The organism is Mesorhizobium sp. M6A.T.Cr.TU.017.01.1.1, assembly GCF_004023115.1.
GTDB lineage: Bacteria > Pseudomonadota > Alphaproteobacteria > Rhizobiales > Rhizobiaceae > Mesorhizobium > Mesorhizobium mediterraneum.
Window position 1 is genome coordinate 1 of sequence record NZ_RZTA01000044.1, and the last position, 21,159, is coordinate 21,159.

General features: G+C 62.3%; 18 protein-coding genes and 3 pseudogenes. 10 read left to right on the forward strand and 11 right to left on the reverse strand.

All coding sequences use genetic code 11. From position 1 onward, the window contains the following. A pseudogene (locus EOB36_RS16110) lies at positions 1-232 on the forward strand (YkgJ family cysteine cluster protein); the annotation flags it as partial. Positions 233-240: 8 nt separating this feature from the next. On the opposite strand, the gene EOB36_RS16115 reads toward EOB36_RS16110, so the two are convergent. Both EOB36_RS16115 and EOB36_RS16120 read right to left on the reverse strand, forming a co-directional pair. Next, positions 241-1,539 carry an amidohydrolase family protein gene (locus EOB36_RS16115; protein ID WP_128285231.1) on the reverse strand — a complete coding sequence of 433 codons (1,299 nt, stop codon included), beginning with the start codon at positions 1,537-1,539 and terminating at the stop codon, positions 241-243. Positions 1,540-2,013: 474 nt separating this feature from the next. After that, complete coding sequence (locus EOB36_RS16120) at positions 2,014-2,859, reverse strand: class I SAM-dependent methyltransferase (RefSeq protein WP_095489279.1); 846 nt, start codon at positions 2,857-2,859, stop codon at positions 2,014-2,016. A gap of 277 nt (positions 2,860-3,136) precedes the next feature. On the opposite strand from EOB36_RS16120, the gene EOB36_RS16125 reads away from it, so the two are divergent. Beyond that, on the forward strand, positions 3,137-3,748 hold the full coding sequence (locus EOB36_RS16125) for a LysE family translocator (RefSeq protein ID WP_095489278.1): 612 nt from the start codon (positions 3,137-3,139) through the stop codon (positions 3,746-3,748). A 218-nt stretch (positions 3,749-3,966) separates the two neighbouring features. Here the strand turns inward: EOB36_RS16125 and EOB36_RS16135 are convergent, their stop codons facing one another. Next, positions 3,967-4,353 (reverse strand): nuclear transport factor 2 family protein, encoded by a 387-nt coding sequence (locus EOB36_RS16135; protein WP_095489277.1) that lies wholly within the window; start codon positions 4,351-4,353, stop codon positions 3,967-3,969. 17 nt (positions 4,354-4,370) lie between these two features. Continuing rightward, entirely contained in the window at positions 4,371-4,814 is a 444-nt protein-coding gene (locus EOB36_RS16140) for an OsmC family protein (protein ID WP_128285226.1), read from the reverse strand. Positions 4,815-4,927: 113 nt separating this feature from the next. Here EOB36_RS16140 and EOB36_RS16145 point away from each other — a divergent pair, with 113 nt between their 5' ends. Continuing rightward, a complete protein-coding gene (locus EOB36_RS16145; protein WP_095489275.1) occupies positions 4,928-5,527 on the forward strand; it encodes a TetR/AcrR family transcriptional regulator in 600 nt (199 codons plus the stop codon). 221 nt (positions 5,528-5,748) lie between these two features. Here the strand turns inward: EOB36_RS16145 and groL are convergent, their stop codons facing one another. From groL to EOB36_RS34400, 3 genes and pseudogenes are all read right to left on the reverse strand, one after another. Then, positions 5,749-7,404 carry a chaperonin GroEL gene (gene groL / locus EOB36_RS16150; protein ID WP_128285227.1) on the reverse strand — a complete coding sequence of 552 codons (1,656 nt, stop codon included), beginning with the start codon at positions 7,402-7,404 and terminating at the stop codon, positions 5,749-5,751. A 65-nt stretch (positions 7,405-7,469) separates the two neighbouring features. Further along, positions 7,470-7,763, reverse strand: a pseudogene (gene groES / locus EOB36_RS16155) (co-chaperone GroES); the annotation flags it as partial. Positions 7,764-8,051: 288 nt separating this feature from the next. Beyond that, positions 8,052-8,399: a hypothetical protein gene (locus tag EOB36_RS34400; protein ID WP_126038541.1), complete on the reverse strand. Its 348-nt coding sequence runs from the start codon at positions 8,397-8,399 to the stop codon at positions 8,052-8,054. Positions 8,400-9,183: 784 nt separating this feature from the next. Between EOB36_RS34400 and EOB36_RS16165 the strand changes: the two genes are divergently transcribed. The 7 genes and pseudogenes from EOB36_RS16165 (at position 9,184) to EOB36_RS16195 (ending at position 17,151) form a co-directional block, all read left to right on the forward strand. Then, positions 9,184-9,507, forward strand: a complete 324-nt coding sequence (locus EOB36_RS16165; RefSeq protein ID WP_008871905.1) for a DUF736 domain-containing protein — start codon at positions 9,184-9,186, stop codon at positions 9,505-9,507. A 180-nt stretch (positions 9,508-9,687) separates the two neighbouring features. Next, positions 9,688-9,957, forward strand: a complete 270-nt coding sequence (locus tag EOB36_RS16170) for a helix-turn-helix domain-containing protein (RefSeq protein ID WP_029354917.1) — start codon at positions 9,688-9,690, stop codon at positions 9,955-9,957. Further along, entirely contained in the window at positions 9,954-10,502 is a 549-nt protein-coding gene (locus EOB36_RS16175; RefSeq protein WP_029354919.1) for a S26 family signal peptidase, read from the forward strand. Before EOB36_RS16170 ends, EOB36_RS16175 begins: the two co-directional genes overlap by 4 nt. Further along, entirely contained in the window at positions 10,490-11,173 is a 684-nt protein-coding gene (locus EOB36_RS16180) for a transglycosylase SLT domain-containing protein (protein WP_128285228.1), read from the forward strand. Before EOB36_RS16175 ends, EOB36_RS16180 begins: the two co-directional genes overlap by 13 nt. A 179-nt stretch (positions 11,174-11,352) precedes the next feature. Continuing rightward, positions 11,353-13,323: a relaxase/mobilization nuclease RlxS gene (gene rlxS, locus EOB36_RS16185; RefSeq protein WP_128285229.1), complete on the forward strand. Its 1,971-nt coding sequence runs from the start codon at positions 11,353-11,355 to the stop codon at positions 13,321-13,323. 356 nt (positions 13,324-13,679) lie between these two features. Further along, positions 13,680-14,666 (forward strand): ATP-binding protein, encoded by a 987-nt coding sequence (locus EOB36_RS16190; RefSeq protein ID WP_095488552.1) that lies wholly within the window; start codon positions 13,680-13,682, stop codon positions 14,664-14,666. A gap of 17 nt (positions 14,667-14,683) precedes the next feature. After that, positions 14,684-17,151 (forward strand): annotated as a pseudogene (locus EOB36_RS16195) (S8 family peptidase). Positions 17,152-17,251: 100 nt separating this feature from the next. On the opposite strand, the gene EOB36_RS16200 reads toward EOB36_RS16195, so the two are convergent. From EOB36_RS16200 to EOB36_RS16215, 4 genes are read right to left on the reverse strand one after another with little or no spacing between them, the layout of a single operon-like run. After that, positions 17,252-18,925 carry an E2 ligase fold family C protein gene (locus EOB36_RS16200; protein ID WP_245330028.1) on the reverse strand — a complete coding sequence of 558 codons (1,674 nt, stop codon included), beginning with the start codon at positions 18,923-18,925 and terminating at the stop codon, positions 17,252-17,254. Between the two features lie 3 nt (positions 18,926-18,928). After that, positions 18,929-19,417, reverse strand: coding sequence for a Mov34/MPN/PAD-1 family protein (locus EOB36_RS16205; RefSeq protein ID WP_091595801.1), 489 nt, complete (start codon positions 19,415-19,417; stop codon positions 18,929-18,931). Then, positions 19,414-20,031 carry a putative metal-binding protein gene (locus EOB36_RS16210; RefSeq protein WP_091595799.1) on the reverse strand — a complete coding sequence of 206 codons (618 nt, stop codon included), beginning with the start codon at positions 20,029-20,031 and terminating at the stop codon, positions 19,414-19,416. Before EOB36_RS16210 ends, EOB36_RS16205 begins: the two co-directional genes overlap by 4 nt. Then, positions 20,024-20,320 (reverse strand): DUF2604 domain-containing protein, encoded by a 297-nt coding sequence (locus EOB36_RS16215; RefSeq protein WP_024505654.1) that lies wholly within the window; start codon positions 20,318-20,320, stop codon positions 20,024-20,026. Before EOB36_RS16215 ends, EOB36_RS16210 begins: the two co-directional genes overlap by 8 nt. Positions 20,321-21,159 lie beyond the last annotated feature (839 nt).

Here is a 21,159-nt window from a genome sequence, read left to right on the forward strand (position 1 = left end):
CTTCTCCGCCGAAGATGGCGCGCAGCTCGACCGGATCCCGCAAGACTATGTGGCTGCCGACGAGGCCGGCATGCGCTGCGACGGCGTGCGCTGCTCGGCGCTTTCCGGGGAGGTCGGCAAGTCGACCGCCTGTGGCATCTACGAGGTCCGACCGGACGTCTGCCGCGCCTGCATGCCCGGTGGCGACGATTGCCTGATGGCGCGCAAGGCGCATGGGCTGTCGACGCTGTAGTAACGGGCCTAGATAGCGTTTTTGTAGATCAGGCCATCTTTCATGATGATTTTGAAGTTGTTGGCTGGATCGGCCACCACGTCGAGGTTCTCCAGCGGATTGCCTTCGACGAGCAGGAGGTCCGCGAGCGCGCCTTCTTCGATCACGCCGAGTTTCCCCGGATAGGGGTTGCGACGGCCCGACAGCGCGAGCAGCTCGGCATTTGTCCCGGTCGCCATGACGAGCGCTTCGGCAGGCGTGTACCAACGGACGAGCGACGCCAGGATTGCCCCCTGCTGCTTCGCCAACGCGCGGGAGAACAGGACATCGGTGCCCCATGCCGTCTTGATCTTGTATTTCTTGGCGAGTTCGTAGGTCCTGCCAATGCCCGGCCACACTTCATCGGCCTTGGCTCGCTCGACCGAACCCTCCCGGAGGCCTGTCCTCATCAATTCGGGAAGCGGCTGCAAGCTCAGCCAAATGTCCTTTTCGGCGATCAGCTTGGCGGTTGCCTCGTCCATGAGGAAGCCGTGTTCGATGCACTTAACGCCAGCCGCGATAGCCTTCCGGATCGCATCCGAGGTGAAGGCGTGCGCGGCGACGTAGGTGCCCCAATTTTCGGCAATTTCAACGGCGGCCCGCAGTTCGGGCTCGGTGAAGGTGGTGACGTCGAGCGGGCTGTGGGGCGACGACACTCCGCCGCCCGCTGTCAACTTCAGCAGCGCGGCCCCCTGCATGAACTGCTCGCGGGCACGCAAACGCACCTCGTCGGGGCTGTCCACAACTATGCTGCCGCCGTTCCTCTCCATGGGAGTGAACAAGCCGCCGATCGTCCGAGGCAAATCGCTGAGCTGGCGGAAATCCCCATGCCCGCTGGTCACGGTGATCATGGCTCCGGACGGATAGATGCGTGGTCCCGCTATGATGCCTTGATCTATCGCGCGCTTGAGGCCGAACGCCGGCCCGCCCACGTCGCGAACGGTGGTGAAGCCGCGCATCAGCGTATCCGTTGCCTCGTCGCCGGCCGCAAGATTGGCGAAGCCGACGTCGCCCATCGCCTCTGCCGGCGTGGACGCAATCAGCATTGCGTGCCAATGCGCATCGATCAGCCCCGGCATTAGCGTTCGCCCGTTGCCGGCAATGCGCCGCGCGTCTTCGGCCGCGATGGGACTTGTCGAGATCCGCGCGATCACATTGCCCTCGACCAGCACATTGGATGGGGCCGAAAGTGCAGCGCCTTTTCCGTCGAAGATGCGGACGTTTTCGAAAAGCACGTCGTCAGCGGCCGCAGTTGCGCAAAGTCCGAGCACGAGGGCTGCCGCAAGCATTTCTCTGCCTGAGCGAAGGATCATGAAAGCCGTGCGGGCAGAGAAAACGGCTGCGGCGAAGGACACGGCATGCGCCACGACCTCGCCTTTTGTCAGCTCCTGCGATCCAAAGGATTTGTGACACATGACGGTTATCCTGCTTCAGGAGGAGGTGGTCACGGCGCAAGGACAAGTTCTAGCTTATACGGCATCGTCGTCAAGAAGCGTTCCAGACTGGTTTCTTTCGCAGCGAGGGGTCGTTCGAAGGTCAGGCCGATCATGGTGATACCAGGGCAAGCAGTGCATGGTTCGCCTGAGGAAGCGATCAGACGAGGGAGCGCCCGGGATGGGTGGGAAGTCGCTGTTCGGTTCATCTGCGAGAACAAGCACGTTGCCAGGAGCGGGACATTCGCCTTGGTCTTCCTGCAAGGCAGCAGCCCAGAACCCAGGAGAAGGATTGTTACGGGCTACCCTGTCGCTCCAGTTTTGTCATGGCTAGGTCGGGGCACGCGACCAGGCGCCCACTTCCGAGCGGCTCACGATCACGCTACCCGCCTCGATTTCGCGCTGCATGCGCTGTCCCAAGGTTTCAATATCGACCTCAGCGGCCGTCGCAACTCCCCGGCTCTGGATTTCCGGCAGCATCGTGACAATGAGTTCAGCGGTCTGGTGTGACCATCCGAAACCGCTCTTGGTTCCTCCAACGACCGCCTCCAAGTGCATTGAGGGCGCGGTCAATCCAGCCGCGCGGAATGCCGCATCGAGCTTGATACCCATGTTGGTCTCGATACCGCTGCGCCGGAACGTCTCGACGATCCATCGACAGCAGTCGTCGTAGGTCGGCGCCGGCGGGCTGGATCGACAGCCGTCCCAATCCGGCTCATGGAAGACGATGATCCCTCCAGGCCGGAGATGGCGAGCGACGCCTCGCAGGATGGCCACAGGATCGGCTTGAAACATCAGAACATAGCGGCCGATCACGGCGTCGAACGGTCGGTCGAACGAGAGTGCCGCGGGATCGCCTTCACGGAAGCTGACATTCTGGATCGGATGCGTCGCCGCGCGCCCCTCCGCCGCCGCAAGGGCCGCTGGAGCCCGATCAGCGCCGATGACCTGACCTTCGCTGCCTACCATCTCGGAAACCAGGAATGTAACGTCGCCCGCGCCACAGCCGACGTCGAGCACGCGCATCCCGGGACTTATGCCCGCAGACAGCAAGATTCTTCGCGTGATCGGGTTAATGATGCCCGCCTGATGGCTGAGACGCCTGATCTCGCGATCGGAATGGACGAGAATATACGGGACGTGGACGTCGGCACGAGCGCCACCTGCGACTTCCATGGCTTGCCTCCCCTCATACGACTGTTCCCCAAAGGGGACATCGCGTTAGTCGACGACTATGCGCCGATGCGGCAGCCAGTCAATCAGACTCGCTGTTGACCTCAATGCGAATGTCGCTTCAGGGGTCAATGCTTGCCTTAGAAGTCCTCCGAACAAAGGGCAAAGAAGGGTCGTGAGCCGAAATTCGAAATGAGGCCTAACGGCCCTCGGGCTGGCTTGTGCCCGCGCGTTTCGCTGGCTACGTTGCCGGTGGCAGGACAACGCCGGGAGACCAGCCGTGAGCATCGAATTCTTGTTGACGTCGCTGATTGTCGTGGCTTCGCCCGGCACCGGCGTTCTTTATACGCTGAGCGCCGGGCTTTCGCGTGGCGCGCGCGCCAGCATTGTCGCTGCTTTTGGTTGCACGCTCGGCATCATTCCGCATATGGCGGCCGCCATCACCGGGCTGGCGGCGTTGCTGCACACCAGCGCACTCGCCTTCGAGACGATCAAATATCTGGGCGTCGCCTACCTGCTCTACATGGCGTGGAACACGTTGAAGGAGAGCGGCGGCTTGAACGTCGGGCAGGATGTCGCGCCGCGCTCGGTAGGCAAGGTGATCACCTCGGGCATCCTCATCAACATCCTCAACCCGAAGCTGTCGATCTTCTTCTTCGCCTTCCTGCCGCAGTTCGTCAGCACCACCGAACCGCATGCGCTGTCGAAGATGCTGGAGCTCAGCACCGTCTTCATGCTTCTGACCTTCGTCGTCTTCGTCGGCTACGGCATCTTCGCCGCCTCGATCCGCAGCCATGTCGTATCGCGGCCGATGGTGCTGACCTGGATGCGCCGCACCTTCGCCGGCGCCTTCGTCGCGCTCGGCGCAAAACTGGCGCTGACGGACCGGTAGACAGTAAGGATCGCGGGCAGTCGTCGAAGCTGGCGCCGCCCCTCATCTGCCTGCCGGCATCTTCTCCCCGTCTAGGACGGGGAGAAGGGGGCTGGCCGCAACCTGGCATCCTTCCTTTAACGCTTGAGATTGGCGAAATCTTTCGCGAAGGCAGCTTTTTCCCCCGTCACTATACGGGGAGAAATGCCCGGCAGGGCAATGAGGGGGCAGCGCCAAACCTATCCCTTCACATAACCCATCGCCTCGACGATCAGCCCGTCCGCTACGCGCATCAGATTGACGCCACGGATGGAGTTGCCGTCGGCACGCCAGTAACGCCAGCGGATTGTCGCCCGCTCACCGGCGACGAAGGTCTCCTCGATGTCGAAGCGGGTGCCGGGTTCGCTGGCTATCGCCGACCACAGGCGCACGCACGCCTCCCGGCCGGCATGGCGGGCGCCGTCCGGCGCCGGCACGGTATTTTCGATGACGCAGTCCTCTGCGACCAGGCCCGGGAGTGTCGATGGATCATGAAGCTGGAACATGTCGTTGTAGCGCCGCATGATCTCGGCCGTCTGTCTGGATTGGTCGTCTGGATGGACAACCATGATGCTATCCTGTTTCATCTCAGTATCTCCTGATTTCATTTCTCCGCGGCCGTGACCAAGTCGGCCTTGAGCGTGATGTCAGCCACACCAGCCAAAGCGCGTGAGACCAGGCATGTCGCTTTCGCAGACTGGGCAAGGCGCTGGAATTCCTCGGGCGCCAGGCCCGGGATTTCGGCTTCCGTTTCAAGATCGATGCGGATGATCGTCGGTCCCGCCTTGCTCGTGCCGAGGTGCACCTTGGCGACGGTGTGGATCCGTGCGGGGACATGGCCGCCGCTGCCGGCTATGGCGCTCAGCGCCATCGAAAAGCAGCCGGCATGCGCCGCCGCGATCAGTTCCTCGGGGTTCGTGCCGGGACCGTTCTCGAAGCGCGACGGGAAGGAATATGCACCTTCGAAGACGCCGCTGCCGAGCCGAAGCCGGCCCGAACCTTCTTTCAACGACCCTTGCCATTGGGCTTCTGCTTCACGGATGGTCATTCGCTTTTCTCCTCTTCGATGAAATCCAATATATAGACCGATCTACATAATATATAGACCGATTGTCATATTCGGCGCAAGGCCTATAGTGCTCACTCCTGACAGAGGTTGACATGGCGAACGATACCCGCACCCGCATGATCGAGGCGACGGCGCTGCTGCTGAGGCAGCGCGGCTATCACGGCACCTCGCTCAACGACATTTTGAGCGCCTCCGGTGCGCCAAGAGGATCGCTCTATTTTCATTTTCCGGGCGGCAAGGACCAACTGGTCATCGAGGTGACGCGCGACAGCGTCGAAAAGGTCACGCAATGGATGGGTGAGGCGCTCGCCGCCGAGCAGGACCCGGCGGTGGCCGTCCACCACATCTACCAGGCGGTCGCACGCATGCTGGAGGACAACCAGTTCACGCTTGGCTGTCCGGTCGCGCCTGTAGTGCTGGACTCGCCGGCCGACATGCCGGAGCTGGCCGAATTATGCCGGTCGGCTTTCCAGCAATGGGTAGGCTTGCTGCAGGCGGCCTTCGTCAGGGCAGGGGTGCCCGAGCGCCGCGCTCACGCTCTGGCGTTGCTTGTCGAATCATCGCTGGAAGGGCTGATGGTGATCGCGCGCGCCACCCGCGACCGCGCCCCGGTGCTGGCGGTGGCCGATGAAGTCGCCGCGCTGATAGAAGGTGCCTTGCCGGCCAAAGAGGTCGCTGTAGCCGCACGCTGATATTTTATGGCCTTCATCGCATCGAAGCCGGCGTGGAGCCCTGCCGATACCGCTCGGCGATTCTGCGCCGCCGCGCCCGTGTAGAATGCGCGCCCCTTGCTTGTGATCAAGCTCCTCAATCCGACACGTCTCTCGGGTCACCTCAGAGCATGATCGTCCGATGGCAACGAAAAAGGGCGCCTTTCGGCGCCCTTTCCGTATCTGAAGGCTGATGGGTTGGATTAGAAATCCATGCCGCCCATGCCGCCCATGCCGCCGCCGCCCATGCCGCCTGGCATGCCGCCGCCAGCCGACTCCTTCTTCGGAGCCTCCGCGATCATGGCTTCGGTGGTGACCAGCAGGCCGGCGACCGAGGCCGCATCCTGGAGAGCCGTGCGCACGACCTTGACCGGATCGACGATACCCATGGCGATCATGTCGCCATATTCGCCGGTCTGGGCATTGAAGCCGAACGTCGGGCCCTTATTCTCGAGGATCTTGCCGGCAACGATCGATGCTTCCGCACCGGCGTTGGCCGCGATCTGGCGGGCCGGAGCCTGCAGCGCGCGACGCACGATGGCGATGCCCGCGGTCTGGTCGGAGTTGGCGCCGGTCGCCTTGATGCTCAGCGAAGCGCGCAGGAGCGCGACGCCACCGCCGGGAACGATGCCTTCTTCGACGGCCGCGCGGGTCGCGTTGAGGGCGTCATCGACGCGGTCCTTCTTTTCCTTGACTTCGACTTCCGTCGCACCGCCGACGCGGATCACCGCAACGCCGCCGGCGAGCTTGGCCAGACGTTCCTGCAGCTTCTCCTTGTCGTAGTCCGAAGTGGTCTCTTCGATCTGCTGCTTGATCTGGGCAACGCGGCCCTGGATCTCGGCCTTCTTGCCGGCGCCGTCGACGATGGTGGTGTTCTCCTTGGAGATCGACACCTTCTTGGCGCGGCCGAGCATGTTGAGGCCGACATTCTCGAGCTTGATGCCGAGGTCTTCCGAGATGACCTGGCCACCGGTGAGGATGGCGATGTCTTCCAGCATGGCCTTGCGGCGATCACCGAAGCCCGGCGCCTTGACGGCGGCGATCTTCAGGCCGCCACGCAGCTTGTTGACGACCAGCGTGGCCAGAGCCTCGCCTTCGACGTCTTCCGAGATGATGAGCAGCGGCTTCGAGGTCTGCACGACGGCTTCGAGAACCGGCAGCATGGCCTGGAGGTTGGACAGCTTCTTCTCGTGCAGGAGGATGTAGACGTCCTCGAGCTCGGCAACCATCTTGTCGGCGTTGGTGACGAAGTAGGGCGAGAGGTAGCCGCGGTCGAACTGCATGCCTTCGACGACTTCGAGTTCGGTCTCGGCGGTCTTGGCTTCCTCAACCGTGATGACGCCTTCGTTGCCGACCTTCTGCATTGCTTCGGCGATCATCTTGCCGACCGAAGCATCGCCGTTGCCGGCGATGGTGCCGACCTGGGCAACCTCTTCGGAGGTCTTGATCTTCTTGGCGTTCTTGATCAGCGTCGCAACGACGTCGGTTACCGCGAGGTCGATGCCGCGCTTCAGGTCCATCGGGTTCATGCCGGCGGCAACGGCCTTGTGGCCTTCCTGGACGATCGACTGTGCCAGAACGGTCGCGGTCGTGGTGCCGTCGCCGGCGATGTCGTTGGTCTTCGAAGCAACTTCGCGGACCATCTGCGCGCCCATGTTCTCGAACTTGTCCTCAAGCTCGATTTCCTTGGCGACGGTGACGCCGTCCTTGGTGATGCGCGGGGCGCCGAACGACTTGTCGATGACGACGTTGCGGCCCTTGGGGCCGAGCGTGACCTTCACCGCGTCGGCGAGGATGTTGACGCCGCGCAGCATGCGCTCGCGGGCATCACGGGAGAATTTTACGTCTTTGGCAGCCATTTTTAGCTCCTGGCAGGGGCTTCAATCGAGCCCGGGAATTCAGTTGACGAAAGGGCCTGATATGAGCCGATGATGCCCATGATGTCGGATTCCTTCATGATCAGAAGGTCTTCGCCATTGAGCTTGACTTCCGTGCCCGACCACTTGCCGAACAGGATGCGGTCGCCAGCCTTGACGTCCAGTGGGACGAGCTTGCCAGCTTCGTCGCGGGCGCCGGAGCCGACGGCGATGATCTCGCCTTCCTGCGGCTTTTCCTTTGCCGTATCCGGGATGATGATCCCGCCAGCGGTCTTGGATTCGGATTCGACCCGGCGAACGACCACGCGGTCATGCAGCGGGCGGAACTTCGACTTTGCCATTTTCGGATTTTTCCCTGGTGCGGATGTTGAGGGGTTTTTGTTAGCACTCGCGATGGACGAGTGCTAACGCGATAGTGAGGTAGGCTGTAAGCGGGCACTCGTCAAGACGGACGAGGGCAGGCGAGGAGCTCTGGCCCCCTCCCCGGTGGAACCCAACGCATACGCGCATCCGCGTTGATGGCTGCGAGCCCCACATTTCCATTGAATTCGGCGTCATGACGCCAACTTGCGCGCGCCGCTTCCAAGTCGTCAGTCGTGCTGCCGTCAGCACGAACATAGGGCTGCGCTTCACTTCCCGTCGAAGCCGCGGCAAGCAGCGTCGCCGTCAGCACGCTCCTTTGCAGATGCTTGCCAAAGGTGGACAGTGAGCGCACCTGCGCCGGGCTGTTGGTGCGAACGTAAGACGTCATTGACAACTCCTTTTTGCAAGTCGAGCCCTTCTCCACCTTCGGCCGCCGTCGACGCGAAGAAGTCCGCATCGCGTTGATGACGAGCTGCGAAAAAGAGAAAGATGTGTTTGATGGCTGCGGCCCCAACGGTGCCTTCAGATTTGAGATCACTTCCGCCGCGAGCGGCTGAAGCTCCTCGCAACGTCACAATCGAATCTGCTGCCAAGCCTCCAGGAAAGGAGAGCATTGCTCATCTCGCGCTTGTGCATGCAGTCAACCTTCGATCCGTGTTGCCACATCTCTAGTGCAAATGCCGTGCCAAAGCTCACTGGGTAGTGAACGCATGGCTCTCCCTGAAAACCTCCACAAATCCAGCATGGTCGATTGTGCGGAACCCGACATGCGTCTTCTGCCACTGTCAGCTTTCGGACAGGCATGACGCGTTTCGCGCCGCCCACCGGTCGATCGAAAGGGGCCGGTCTGTTCGTCTCATAAGAGCGCGTCACGTTGCGTAGCGGCTTCCCGAGCGCCGCCGCCTGACACTGGACCTGCAGGTAGCACCGGCTTCTCATCCAGCCTTGCTTTGGCCCCTTCGCGTATCAGATTCCCGCTGGCGAGCCCTGCTTTCATCGATCGCACCATGCCGGATGTCTGCTCTGGCGCCCGACCCGCTGGCACGATCTCGATCCGGCATAAGGGCGCAGCATCTTTGCAGGCCGTTTCATTCCCGGCGTCCTGCTTGGCTGACAGACCGCACTTGGCGAGCGGTCTCCATGCTCTCTCCAAGGACCATCCCTGCGGCTGGCTTGTCGACCTATGGGCGGGTCCGGCCGCCCGAAACCCTCGCCATCAGCTTTTTTCCCCGCCGCCTGCGGCGGCTTCCTCGCGCCGCTTCGCTCACAAAAAAGCTGCCCGCTCGGGTCCTTCGCTGTCGCTGCGGCCCTGTCGGGTTCAGGCGGTCCTGACGCGCCCATTACGGTACGCCATCGCAGGGGATGGTCCCCGGCGAAAGCAAAAAAGGAGACTTCGAAATGACCGCGATCGGTTACGTCAACAAGCAGGAAAACGGCGCCTACAAGGGCCAGCTCAAGACGCTCAGCGTCCGCGCCGACATCGATATCGTCCCCAACCAGGCCAAGAGCGCCGATAACCATCCCGACTTCCGGGTGCTTACGCAAGGGGTCGAAGTTGGCGCCGGCTGGATCCGCACCGGCGAGACTTCCGGCAAGGATTATGTGAGCCTGTCGATTGCAGCGCCGGAGTTCGGACCGCGCAAGCTCTACGCCAATCTCGGCCGCGCCGCCGGCCAGGACGATGACGACACCTACGCCATCATCTGGAACCCGGCCGACTGATCGGCCGACATAGAGCCTCGCGCCGCAGCCCCGGCGTGGGGCTCATTCCCACGAGTTCCACCCAAACCCCGTCCGGCCTAAAAGGCGGCGAAAACTCTCCCCCGACTCTTCCCCCGTCCCCGAGACGATCTCCCTCGCCCATCCTCCCCCTCGCTTGTCCGAAGCGAAACGAGGATCATCATGGACGACGAAAACGAACGCGCGGCCCGCGCGAAAAAGGGCAGCCCGTTTCTCAGCACAGCCCAAGCCGCCTTCTATATCGGGCTCTCCCAGCGCACGCTCGAAAAGATGCGGCTCAAGGGCGGCGGCCCGAAATTCCGCAAGCACGGCCGCTATGTCCGCTATCACATCGACGAACTCGACCATTGGTCGAAAGGACACCCGCAGCACTCCACCGCCGGCGATGGCAAGGCCGGTTCCGGCCAGGGCGGCACGGGAGGCCGTTCATGAGGCGGCGCCCTTCCATCCATCTGATCGGCAGCCGCCTGAGGCGTGTTCGAGCCCGTAAGACGGTCGCCTTGGCCGCGGCCGGTCTCGGTCTTTTGGGCTTCACGGCGCTGGGAAAGCCCACCCCTTGGCTGGTCTGGAACGCCTCGGCCAGCGCGCCGATCGGCCTTTACCGCATCGCTGCGGGAGCGCTGGCGCGTGGCGATCTCGTGCTCGTGCGCCCGCCTGAATACGCGGCGTATCTCGCCGCCGAGCGCAGCTATCTGCCTCGCAATGTGCCGCTGGCAAAACGTCTTGCAGCGCTGCCGGACGATAATGTCTGCGCCTTCAATGACGCCATCATCATCGGCGGCGACATCGTCGCGCGCCGGCTCAAAATCGACGCCGAAGGCCGACCTTTGCCATGGTGGAACGGCTGCCGAGCGCTTGGGGATAACGAGGTTTTCCTGCTCGGCAGCGACAAAAACCGCTCCTTCGACAGCCGCTATTTCGGGCCTGTTCCCACTCAAAATGTCATCGGGAGGCTCGTACCACTATGGACCGAGTGATCCTCCTCTTGTTGGGCATGATCGCCATTGCGCCATGCGCCTGTTCCGCCTCGACCGGCGCTGAGCCGGTCGCCATCTCCCAAAGTCCGCAGCTGCGAAAGTGGCAGACGTTGGTATCGGAAGCAAGCCGGCGCTTCCATATTCCCCAAGCCTGGATCTATGCCGTCATGGCTGCCGAAAGCGGCGGCAAGACGATGCGCGACTGCCGCCCCATCACCTCCCCCGCTGGCGCCATGGGCCTCATGCAGGTGATGCCCGGCACCTATGAAGATATGCGGGTCGAACACGGCCTTGGGCCTAACCCCCACGATCCGCGCGACAATATCCTGGCCGGCACGGCCTATCTCAGTGCCATGTATGACCGCTTCGGATTTCCTGGCCTGTTTGGCGCCTACAATGCCGGTCCCGAGCGCTACGACGAGCATTTGAAGCGTGGCAAACCGCTGCCAGAAGAGACCGTCGAGTACCTCGACCAACTCAAGGCGGCCGGAGTTTCGGCGGCCGACATCGAGGCGTTCGAAAGCCAATCTGTCGCTCCAAAGGCGCAAATCGCTCCTCTCGGACGGTCGCTGTTCTTCATTCATGACGGTGTTCACTCAGGCGTGCGAAACGGCGATCTCTTCGTGCCGCTCGGCAAGGACGGCGCGCAGCCGAAGGAGCCGGTGCGTTAGCCATGGGCGGACGGGGGCGCGTCTGGCGGGGCTGGGCGCGTAAGGCAAGATAAAGGTACCGCCTCCAGGAGGCGGTTAAATCTTTGTCTGCACATCGTTTTTCCGGGAGGCTGCCGCCGGTGCCAAGAGGGTTGGACGTGTAAGTATCTGATTTTGCTTGATATGTCTGGGAGGCTCGCATTAAGGATGACGAGTTCAGGCCGAAGCTCGGCAAAATCGGGTCGCGCGGCTCGAAGGCCGGCAAACGCTATGCCGGCCAGGTTCGTGCGGCGATCAACCGGGCTGGCGGCCGGCCGCAACGCGGTGGTCGCTTCACCGGAAGCCGGACAGGGCGCGGCGGGGCGGCCGCCGCACTGCTGAAATCGCGCGACCGGTATGCCGCCTTCCGCCAGCGCCGGGTGATCGTCAAGGCGCGGGTCGTCAAGCTCGCCGGCAAGGGCGCGGACGGGGCGCGTGCCCATCTACGCTATCTTCAGCGCGACGGCGTCACCCGCGAAGGTGAACCTGGCGAGCTCTACGGCGCCGACAGCGGCCGCGTCGACGGCAAGGCGTTCATCGATCGCGCGGACGGCGACCGCCATCAGTTCCGCTTCATCGTCGCTGCCGAAGACGGCATCGAGTACGACGACCTCAAGGCGCTGACGCGGCGGCTCATGGCGCAGATGCAGGAAGACCTCGGCACGAAGCTCGACTGGGTCGCGGTCGATCATTTCAACACCGGCCACCCGCACAGCCACATCATCGTCCGTGGCAGGGACGACCGTGGCGAGAACCTGGTCATCGCGCGCGAATATATCTCATCTGGCATCCGCGAGCGGGCGGCCGAGCTGGTCAGCCTCGATCTCGGTCCGCGAACCGACCGCGAGATTGAGCTTCGCCTGCGCCGGGAAATGGAGCAGGAACGCTTCACCAGCATCGACCGTCGGCTGCTCAGCATGCGTGATGATGACGGCCTGGTCTCGCCGGGCGGTCCCGACGCCATTCGCCAGACGCTGCACCAGGGACGGCTGCGCAAGCTCGAGCGGATGGGTCTGGCCGCGGAGGTCGGCGCTGGCTCCTGGCGCCTCGACGATGAGCTCGAAGCCACGCTGCGCCGCACCGGCGAACGCGGCGACATCATCAAGACCATGCACCGCGAACTGACCGGCAAGGGGCTTGCCCGCAGTGCCGCCGACTGGGTGATCCACGATCGAGCCGGCGAGCCCGTCCAGTCTCTCGTCGGTCGCGTTGTCGCGCGTGGACTGGCCGACGAGATCAATGACCGCCATTACATGATCGTCGACGCCGTCGACGGTAAGAGCCATTGGATCGACATCGGTAGAGGCGAGGCGATGGAAACGATGCCTAATGGCTGCATCGTGCGTGTCGCGCCAAGGAACACCGAGCCGAGGCAGGTCGATCGTACCATCGCCGAAATCGCCGCAGCGCATGGCGGCCGTTACGACGTCGATATGCACCTGAAGCATGACCCATCCGCCACCGAGAGCTTTGCGCGAACGCATGTGCGGCGGCTGGAGGCGATCCGCCGCGCGACCGGCGGCGTCGAGCGAGAGCCGAACGGCACCTGGCTCATCGCGCCGGACCATCTCGATCGCGTCGCGAATTATGAGGGCCAGCGGGCCAGGGCCGAGCCTGTCGTTGCCGACAAGCTCTCCTCAATGGCGCTGGAGCGACAGGTCAGCTTCAACGGCGCCACCTGGCTCGACCGGGAGCTGGTTGCCGATAGACCCGAGCCTTTGCACGGATCCGGCTTCGGCCGCGACGTGAGAGAGGCGCAAGCTCGCCGGCGGCAGTGGCTGATCGCGCAAGGCCTCGCGCATGAAGAACAGGATCGGATCGTCTATCGAGCCAACATGCTTTCGATCCTGCGCCAGCGAGAACTGAACCGTGTTGCTGGCCAACTGTCGGAGGAACTTGGCCTGCCCTATGCCGAAGCGCGATCCGGAGGACGAGTAGAGGGTACGCTCCGCCGCTCCGTCGAGCTTGCCAGCGGAAAATATGCCGTCGTTGAAAAGTCGCGCGAGTTCACGCTGGTGCCATGGCGGCCGGTGCTTGAGCGCCATGTGGGCAAGGAGGTCTCCGGTGTCGTGAGTGGGGAGGGGATTTCATGGACCGTCGGCCGGCAAAGGAGCGGACCTGGTGTTTCGTGAGATGGTGTACAGCTTTTTTAGCCAGCGGCGCGGGCAGCCATGCGAGCCCGCGTAGACCTTATGGCCGCACGACCGCAATCGGTCGCATGGACCTGCCAGGCGGGGCGGCTTTGGAGCGTTCGGACCCGACACGCTGCGTGAGTGGCCAGACTTCGAGCGCTCGAAGATGCGGACTGTTGTCTGCTGGCCGGCGTTATTCCGGCTGGCCTATGACCGCGGCGCAACAGTTCACCGCTGAAGTTGCCACGGGCGAACATCGGCAAGAGAAAAAACACCATTGCGCGATACAAATCGCCGTTGAAAGCGTTTAGGTTGCATGCGCTTCGCCAAGTAAACGGATACCCCAGAAGAGAGCCATGACCACGGCCCGCCATATCGTGACGCTGCTTAAAAGCCACATTGCCGGCGACGAGGATCGTTTCCTCTCTATCGCGATGCAGCTTGCTGCGCATGAGGCACGTCAAGGCCATGGCAAGCTTGCTCAGGAGCTCAAGGATCTGGTCGACGCAGCCAAGAGCAGGGACGCCCGGATTGCCAAGAGCAGTCGGCCGGTTCCCCTTTTTCAGCCAAAGGGCGAGCTCGCAGGGCTCCTGCATGTGCGCTATCCGGACCTGCGACTGACCGACATGATTTTGCCGGACAGTCTGCGCTCGCGCCTGCACCGCGTGCTGGGAGAGCAGCGCCAACAAGCAAGCTTGCGCGAGCACGGGCTTGTTCCCCGTCGCAAACTGCTTCTGGTCGGCCCGCCAGGATCAGGCAAGACGATGACCGCATCGGCATTGGCCGGGGAGCTTCATCTGCCCCTTTTCACGATCGTCCTCGATGGTTTGATCACCAAGTTCATGGGAGAGACTGCCGGAAAGCTGCGGCTTGTTTTTGATGCAATGCAGGCGACGCGGGGCGTCTACTTCTTTGACGAATTCGATGCCATCGGCGCGCGTCGAGGCGAACGCCAGGATGTTGGCGAGATTCGGCGCGTGCTGAATTCGTTTCTGCAGTTTCTCGAGCAAGACGACAGCCACAGCCTGATTATTGCGGCAACAAATCATCCCGAGCTGCTCGACAGAGCTTTGTTCCGCCGTTTCGACGATGTCATCGAATACGCCGTGCCCGATCGGCCGATTATCGAGGCGCTGCTTCGGGCTCGACTCGACCGCTTCGACACCAGAGGGCTTGCCTGGAACGAGGCGATCTCTCAGGCAGAGAGACTGTCGCAGGCCGAGATCACCCGCGCGGCCGACGACGCTGCAAAAACCATCATATTGCGGGGGGGAAAGCGGATCACCTCGGAAGCGCTCATCGACGCTCTGAAGGAACGCCGGCAGGCTTCGCTGTCTGAGTAGCGACAGCACAGATCATAATGGCAGACGATTTTCCGCGCGACCGCGCCCATATCCACCTTCGCAACAACGGCATTCGGGAAGCCTATCGGCGGCCCAACCAACTTATACATGCACCGCCGCTGCCGGCGCGTGATCGGGCGTCGCATGCTGCGGCCTTGACGCAATCCATCGAACAAGCGGTCGAAAGTGCACGCCAGCAGATTGCGGCGCGTGACCCCCAGCTGTCGGTCGGCACGCCTGGCTTTTATCTCGAGATCGATCTGCCCATGTCCGGACGGGCGGCCCTCGACCAGTTGGCCGATCGTCGCCAGCACATGGAGCTGGTCGCCGTCCATGAGCCAACTCAACCCGGTGCTCCCATCACAGCGTCGGTGTTCCTGCCGCAAAGCGCGCAAGCCTATTATTTGCGGAAAGTCGAGGCGTATCGAGACGTTGACACTGACCGCGGCAGACCGCGCAACGAGCCGCTCGTCTCCCGCATGGAGACAGTCAGGCTGGCGACTGCACGATTGTTGTTTACCGACCACGACGACCTCTTCCCCCAGGCCGCTGACGAGCAGGTGTGGTGGGAAGTCTGGCTGCGCGACGGTCGCCGCGAGAACTTCGAGCACATTGCCGAAGCCCTGAACATCACTTTGCGCACGCATGCGGTCAGGTTTCCGGAGCGGGTGGTCATGCTGGCACTCGCCAGCACGGCAATGCTCGACCGCATGATTGCGCACAGCGATGTCGTCGCCGAGCTGCGGCGCGCGAAGGATACGCCGTCCTTCTTCATGGGCCTTGGCGGCGCGGAGCAAAGGGACTGGAGCGACGAGCTTCTCGGGCGCGTCAGACCGCCTCAAACCGATATTGCGGTCTGCATTCTCGACAGCGGCGTGCGTCGCACCCACCCGTTGATCGAACCCGCACTTGCCGTTGAAGACTGGCACACCGTCAAACCGGCATGGGGCAGCGACGACACACCTGCGTGGAGCGGCCACGGGACGCGAATGGCAGGTGTCGGCCTGTACGGTGATCTGGTCCCGCTCCTGGTCGGAGGCGATCCAGTTCATTGCCCTTTCGGCTGGAGAGTGTTCGTATCCTTCCGCCAGAAGACGAGGCAAACGATCCAGAACTCTATGGCGCGATCACCGCGGAAGCGATCGCCCGCGCCGAGGTGCAGGCGCCGGAGCGCCGCCGCGCGATCGCAATGGCTGTGACAAGCGCCAGTCCGGCGCGTGGAAGGCCCACATCGTGGTCTGCCGCTATCGACCAACTCTGTTTCGAAGAGGAACAGCGACGCTTGATCGTTCTCTCTGCCGGCAACATCGGCGATGACCTCATGCCGGCCGAGCATTTGACGCGCAACGATCTGGAAGCAGTCGATGATCCTTCTCAGGCCTGGAATGCGCTGACGGTCGGCGCTTTCACAGAAAAGGTCGATATCATTGACACCGACTTTGCGGGCTACGCTCCGATCGCGCCGGTGGGCGAGCTCTCGCCGCGCAGTCGCACTTCGGTCGTTTGGGACAGGCAGTGGCCGGTGAAGCCCGAGGTCGTCTTCGAAGGCGGCAATCTCGCCCATGACGGTGTGTTGCCTGGCGAGCCGATCGACGATCTGCAGATATTGACCACTTTCTATCGACCCGAACTGCGCCACTTCACCACCCTCGGAGATACGAGCGCGGCAACGGCCCATGCCGCACGGATGGCGGGACTAATTCTATCAGCGCGCCCCGAGCTGTGGCCTGAAACGGTTCGCGCCCTGATCGTCCACTCGGCCGAATGGACTCCGGCGATGCGCGCACGCATCGATGCGTGCAACGGAGCGAAGGGCGAGATCCAGGCGCTCGTGCGGCGCTATGGTTATGGCGTGCCAGATCTTGGGCGCGCGCTTCTGTCAACGGTGAACGACCTCACGCTTATCGTTGAAGATGAGCTTCAGCCTTTCCAGCGCGAGGGCGGCGCGGCTGCCAAAACGCGTGACATGAAGCTGCATCGCCTGCCTTGGCCGAAGGAGCAGCTCGCGGCGCTCGGCGCTGCCCAGGTCGAGCTCCGCGTCACGCTGTCCTATTTCATCGAACCCAACCCCGGTGAACGCGGATGGACCCGCCGGCATCGTTACGCGTCCCATGGTCTTCGGTTCAGAGTAAAGTCAGCGACCGAGACAGTCGACGAATTCCGAGCCCGCATCAATCAGGCCGCTCGGGACGAGGAGGAAGGGGCGCCTGCTGGAGGCGGAGAAGAGTGGCTGCTCGGCACCTTCCGCGATCGCGGCTCGTTGCACGCCGATTTCTGGTCGGGCAGCGCCGCCGATCTCGCCGAGCGTGACGCGATCGGCGTGTTCCCGGTCGGGGGCTGGTGGAAGGAGAAGCCTTACCTGGAACGCGTCGACGCTCTGGCTCGGTACGCCCTGATTGTGACGATTCGGGCGCCTGGGGTCGATGTTGACATCTTCACACCCGTCGAAGCAGCCCTGACTGTCGAGACGTCGGTCGAGACCTGATGCAGCACTGTCCAAACCGGCCAACAACGGAGGTTTGACCAGCCTCTGGTGCCATGGCGGCTGGTGCTGGATCATCACGTCGGCAAGGAGGTGTCAGGGATCATGCGCGGAGGACGATAGGCCGGCAAAGGAGCGGGCCAAGCGTGTCATAATGGCGCCCATGGTCACGCCCACAAGCCGCGCCCCCTGCGTCCACGGAGAGGTGCGCGTCTGCTAAGGCGGCCGAGACATCGCTTACCTGATCAACGCGCTCGCCGTATTTGCGCCTGTAAGCGGCAATGAAATCGTCGTCGCTACAGATGCAGCGGCCGCTGGAGTCCTTGGCCTTCGGATCGTGCAAGTGAGAGCCAAGGGGGCGCAGAAGATTCACCCGAGTGCTCGTCGTCGGGCTCATGGGAAACCCCGCACTATGTTTGACCAAATCCGCGGCAAGCATAATCCCGGCAAGCACCGACTGAAAGGCCATCGGAACCACAGTTCGAACGCGGCGACTTCCTTCGCTAAGCTGGAACACCAGACCGCCGCAGATAGCCTGCTGATAAAAGGAGCGCAGGGGCTGGCCGACAAACGGGGCTAGCGGTTCAAACGGCACAGCCATCGCTGTAGCCACGCGAACTACAAAGTCGTTGGGAACTCCGGCATTGGTCTGCAGGAGCGTTTTCACCTGCTCGTGTGCTTCCGGTATTCCGAGTTCCTCGGCAATCAGCTGGTGCTCGTCCTTGGATTTTCCGGATGGCAGGTACATGCAACAAAGGCAAGCCTGGCCGTCATCGAAACCATGCCGGGAGATACCGAGATCGTGCTCCTGCGTCCAAGCGTTTGCGATCCATCGCGGCAGTGCACCTTGGACAGCCAGACGGTCGGCGGCGGTGTCAAGCGCCACACCCACTTGGTCGAAGACCCAATTGCCCCGGCGCGCAACATATTCTGCCCACGTCAGAGGGTGCGCCTCGACCTCAAGGGCAGTCGATCTAAGGGCGGTGGCTGCAAGAACCGCCTTGGACATACCAATCTCCGCCTGGCCGGCCAATGCGTAGCGCTGCAGGTTTGAGAGTTCGATCGCTTCGTGATCGATTACATGCAGACGACCCTTGAGATCGGGTTGTCTCGCTAGCGCCCAAAGCGAGCCATGGCCTATCGCACCGAGCCCAACGAGGTGGGTTTCGCCAAGGTCGACTGGGAAGTCGATCGGGCCAGCCTCCCCGGCTTTGGTCTTGTCGTAGCTGCATAGCGAGAGGTCGATGGTTTCGTCCAACTCGGCGCCGGTCAACTGGGCGGCGAAGATAGTTCGAAAGACGTTGGCGGCGCCGAAGCAACTGGCGGCGCCAGCTCCATAAGGCAGCAGACTTGGGCCAGAGCCCACCGGGTCCGTACGCGACAGCTTTGCCGCCCAACCGTCCGATCCCACGAAAAAGATCGGGCACCGGAGTGATGGGCGCGTTACCCCTGCAACGACGCAGACGGTGGCAGACTTGCCGGAACGCCGGATGCCGACTTTTGGATTGATCGACTTTGCCAAGCGCTCCAGCGCTTGGGCTTGAGAGCTCGCCGCGCTGTCCAGCGGGAGTATCGCCAGAACCGGGTAGAGCCTAGCGAGCAATCTCACCGCAAGATCTAGTGTCGCCTGGCCTTCGGCGCAGGAAGCGGCCTGATGGTCGAAGGCGACTGCCACGACCTGCTTTTCAAGAGCTGCTTTGAAGTCTCCCAGATGAAAATCGGCCAGGACCTGAGATGCCGCCGTGGCGGCGCGATCGATGAAGTTAGCGAATGCCATTGTTCAACTCGATATCATGATCATTCGCGACAGTGCCGCGGGAGGGAGCGCATTCCATTTGGCCTTTTCGTCAAGCCGATAGGCGGCGACCCGAGCAAAATCGAAAGGCTCGCGGGCGAAATTCGGCACCACCAGCGACAGACACCCAACCGTGGTAGCAACCGCATAAGCGTCGTCCGTCGTCGAATGGTAGGCGCGGCCCGGATGGCTGTGAATCTGGGCCAAGAGTTTCAGGCCGCTTTTGTAGAGCCAGACATTGAGCCGGTGCAGTTCTTCGGCCGCAACGATCACGCAAACGCCATCGTTTGTTCGAATGTGACGCTGCGCCGGGATAACCGTCTCTGTTACGGCAAAGTGCCGGTCTTCCTGAACGCCGACCCAAAGTGCCATCCCCTCATTGCCCTCGCGACCAACTGAGCGCAGATGCCCATGCGTGGTCGAGATGCAGCCGCGCGGGAGAGTCACGATCGTTACATCTCTCAAACCAGTCATTCTTGTATCGCCTGAGGGGATACCACCATTCCTACGATTGTCGGTTGGAGTTGAATCTGCAACTGCTCTATAGGAACGATTCCGTACTTGATGATCTTGTCCAGGATGAAGGCCAAACAGCCTTCGCCAGAACCCCGATGAAGTAGCCATGGATCACCTGAATGGGCTGGATTGTCGTGGTATTCCCGGACGCCCGCCATGCACAGGAATGGTTCGTCCTCGGGACTGTTGGCCTGGATGAAGTCCGTCAGCGGCACGGCGTTCTGCTGGATGAGAGCTCCTATCATCTCCGGCGGCGTTCCGGGCAGCGGCGGACGTCTAAGCATTTTCAGGTATAGATCTTTCCGGGCAATCGGATCACGCGTAAACGGATCGACGAAGACCACGGACGGTGGTCTTAAGTCGTAGTCGGTGAAGTCGACCTCGCTCGCTGCGCTGACCACCCGTGGCTTTAACTTGGGGCTGGCGAAAATGAAGAAAGCGCGCGGAAAAGTCGCCTCGATCAAGAAGCAGCCCTGAGCCCGATAGACATCAGCATATGGCCGGAACCGGCCGATCTCCCGATCAAACTTCGCTCGGGAGACCTCCGGATCCACACTTTGGGGTTTAGGCACCTGCGACGCCCGCCTTCAGGCTGAGGAACAGGGTCACAGTATTCGGGAAACCGAAATCGCCAAGCTTCTTGTCGACGTCGAGCAAGTTGCCGGCCTCATCCTTGAATTCCCAATTCTCGGCTGGTTGGGCGACATTCTGCGTGTTCTCAAGGGCTTTGGTACGAATGACGTGAAGCGGCTGGTTGGGATTGGCTTCGACCTGCGTGGGCTGGCCGTTCACCACCACCGTGATCTCGATCTTGCCCGGTCCGCCGCCGTGATTATCGCCCTTACCCGAATCCTTCGACATTGTCCTACTCCTGTGGCTTGCCAACCGCCCCACGCCCTGGCACCCACCTGCGAGTGAGACCGGCGGTCTTCAATCGTTCACCCGGCGCCACGGCCGCGAGTACGCGAAAGACAGGGGATAAGCTACCGAATCGGTGCTTGCCTTCTTTTATGGGTGACTTGAGCCGCAAGTAAATGGTCTCAAATTGCTCCTCACAACTATAATCGATTAGAGCAATGCGAAAATATTGGCGACACGCCTATTCATCTGCTCTCTCACTCGCCTGCTCCGTGCTCGGCAAGGGGAGCTTTGATCTGCGTCACGCGTCCCCAAGCAGCTGATTGCGCCGGCAGCGCCATAGGAACCGTCGTTCAGAGTCTTCACCACTCAAGCACCCGCATGGATGCATGCCGACGCTCGTCTCCACAAAACAGCGCAAGTGGTGCCTTGTTGGATAAGGTCGCCTCGTACCTGGTGCAGCATCTCTCGGAACGCATGCCGCTGCGAGACCAGGCCTCATCATCGCGCATGCGCAGCAGCCGGCGGTCGATGTTCGTAACGCGTTCTGCTCATTTCGTGGCGCAGGCGCTGCTCGACTCGCGGACATATGCGGGCACCGAGGCGGAGGCTGACCAGTCGGCGCCGCGTTCGCGGATGTCGCTTGCAATGTGCTCGCGTGCGTTTGCCGCCGGCGACCTTCGTCCTCGCCTGCTAATGGCGAGCCGGCGCAAGCGGCTTGCTCGATACTGCCGGCGGGGCTGCGGGCCGGCTCCAAACGGCCGTTCACAAGAGCTTGCATCAGCAACTGGCAATCGGATCGATAACTTCGCGATCGCCGTTATGGCGCGGAGATGCGGCCT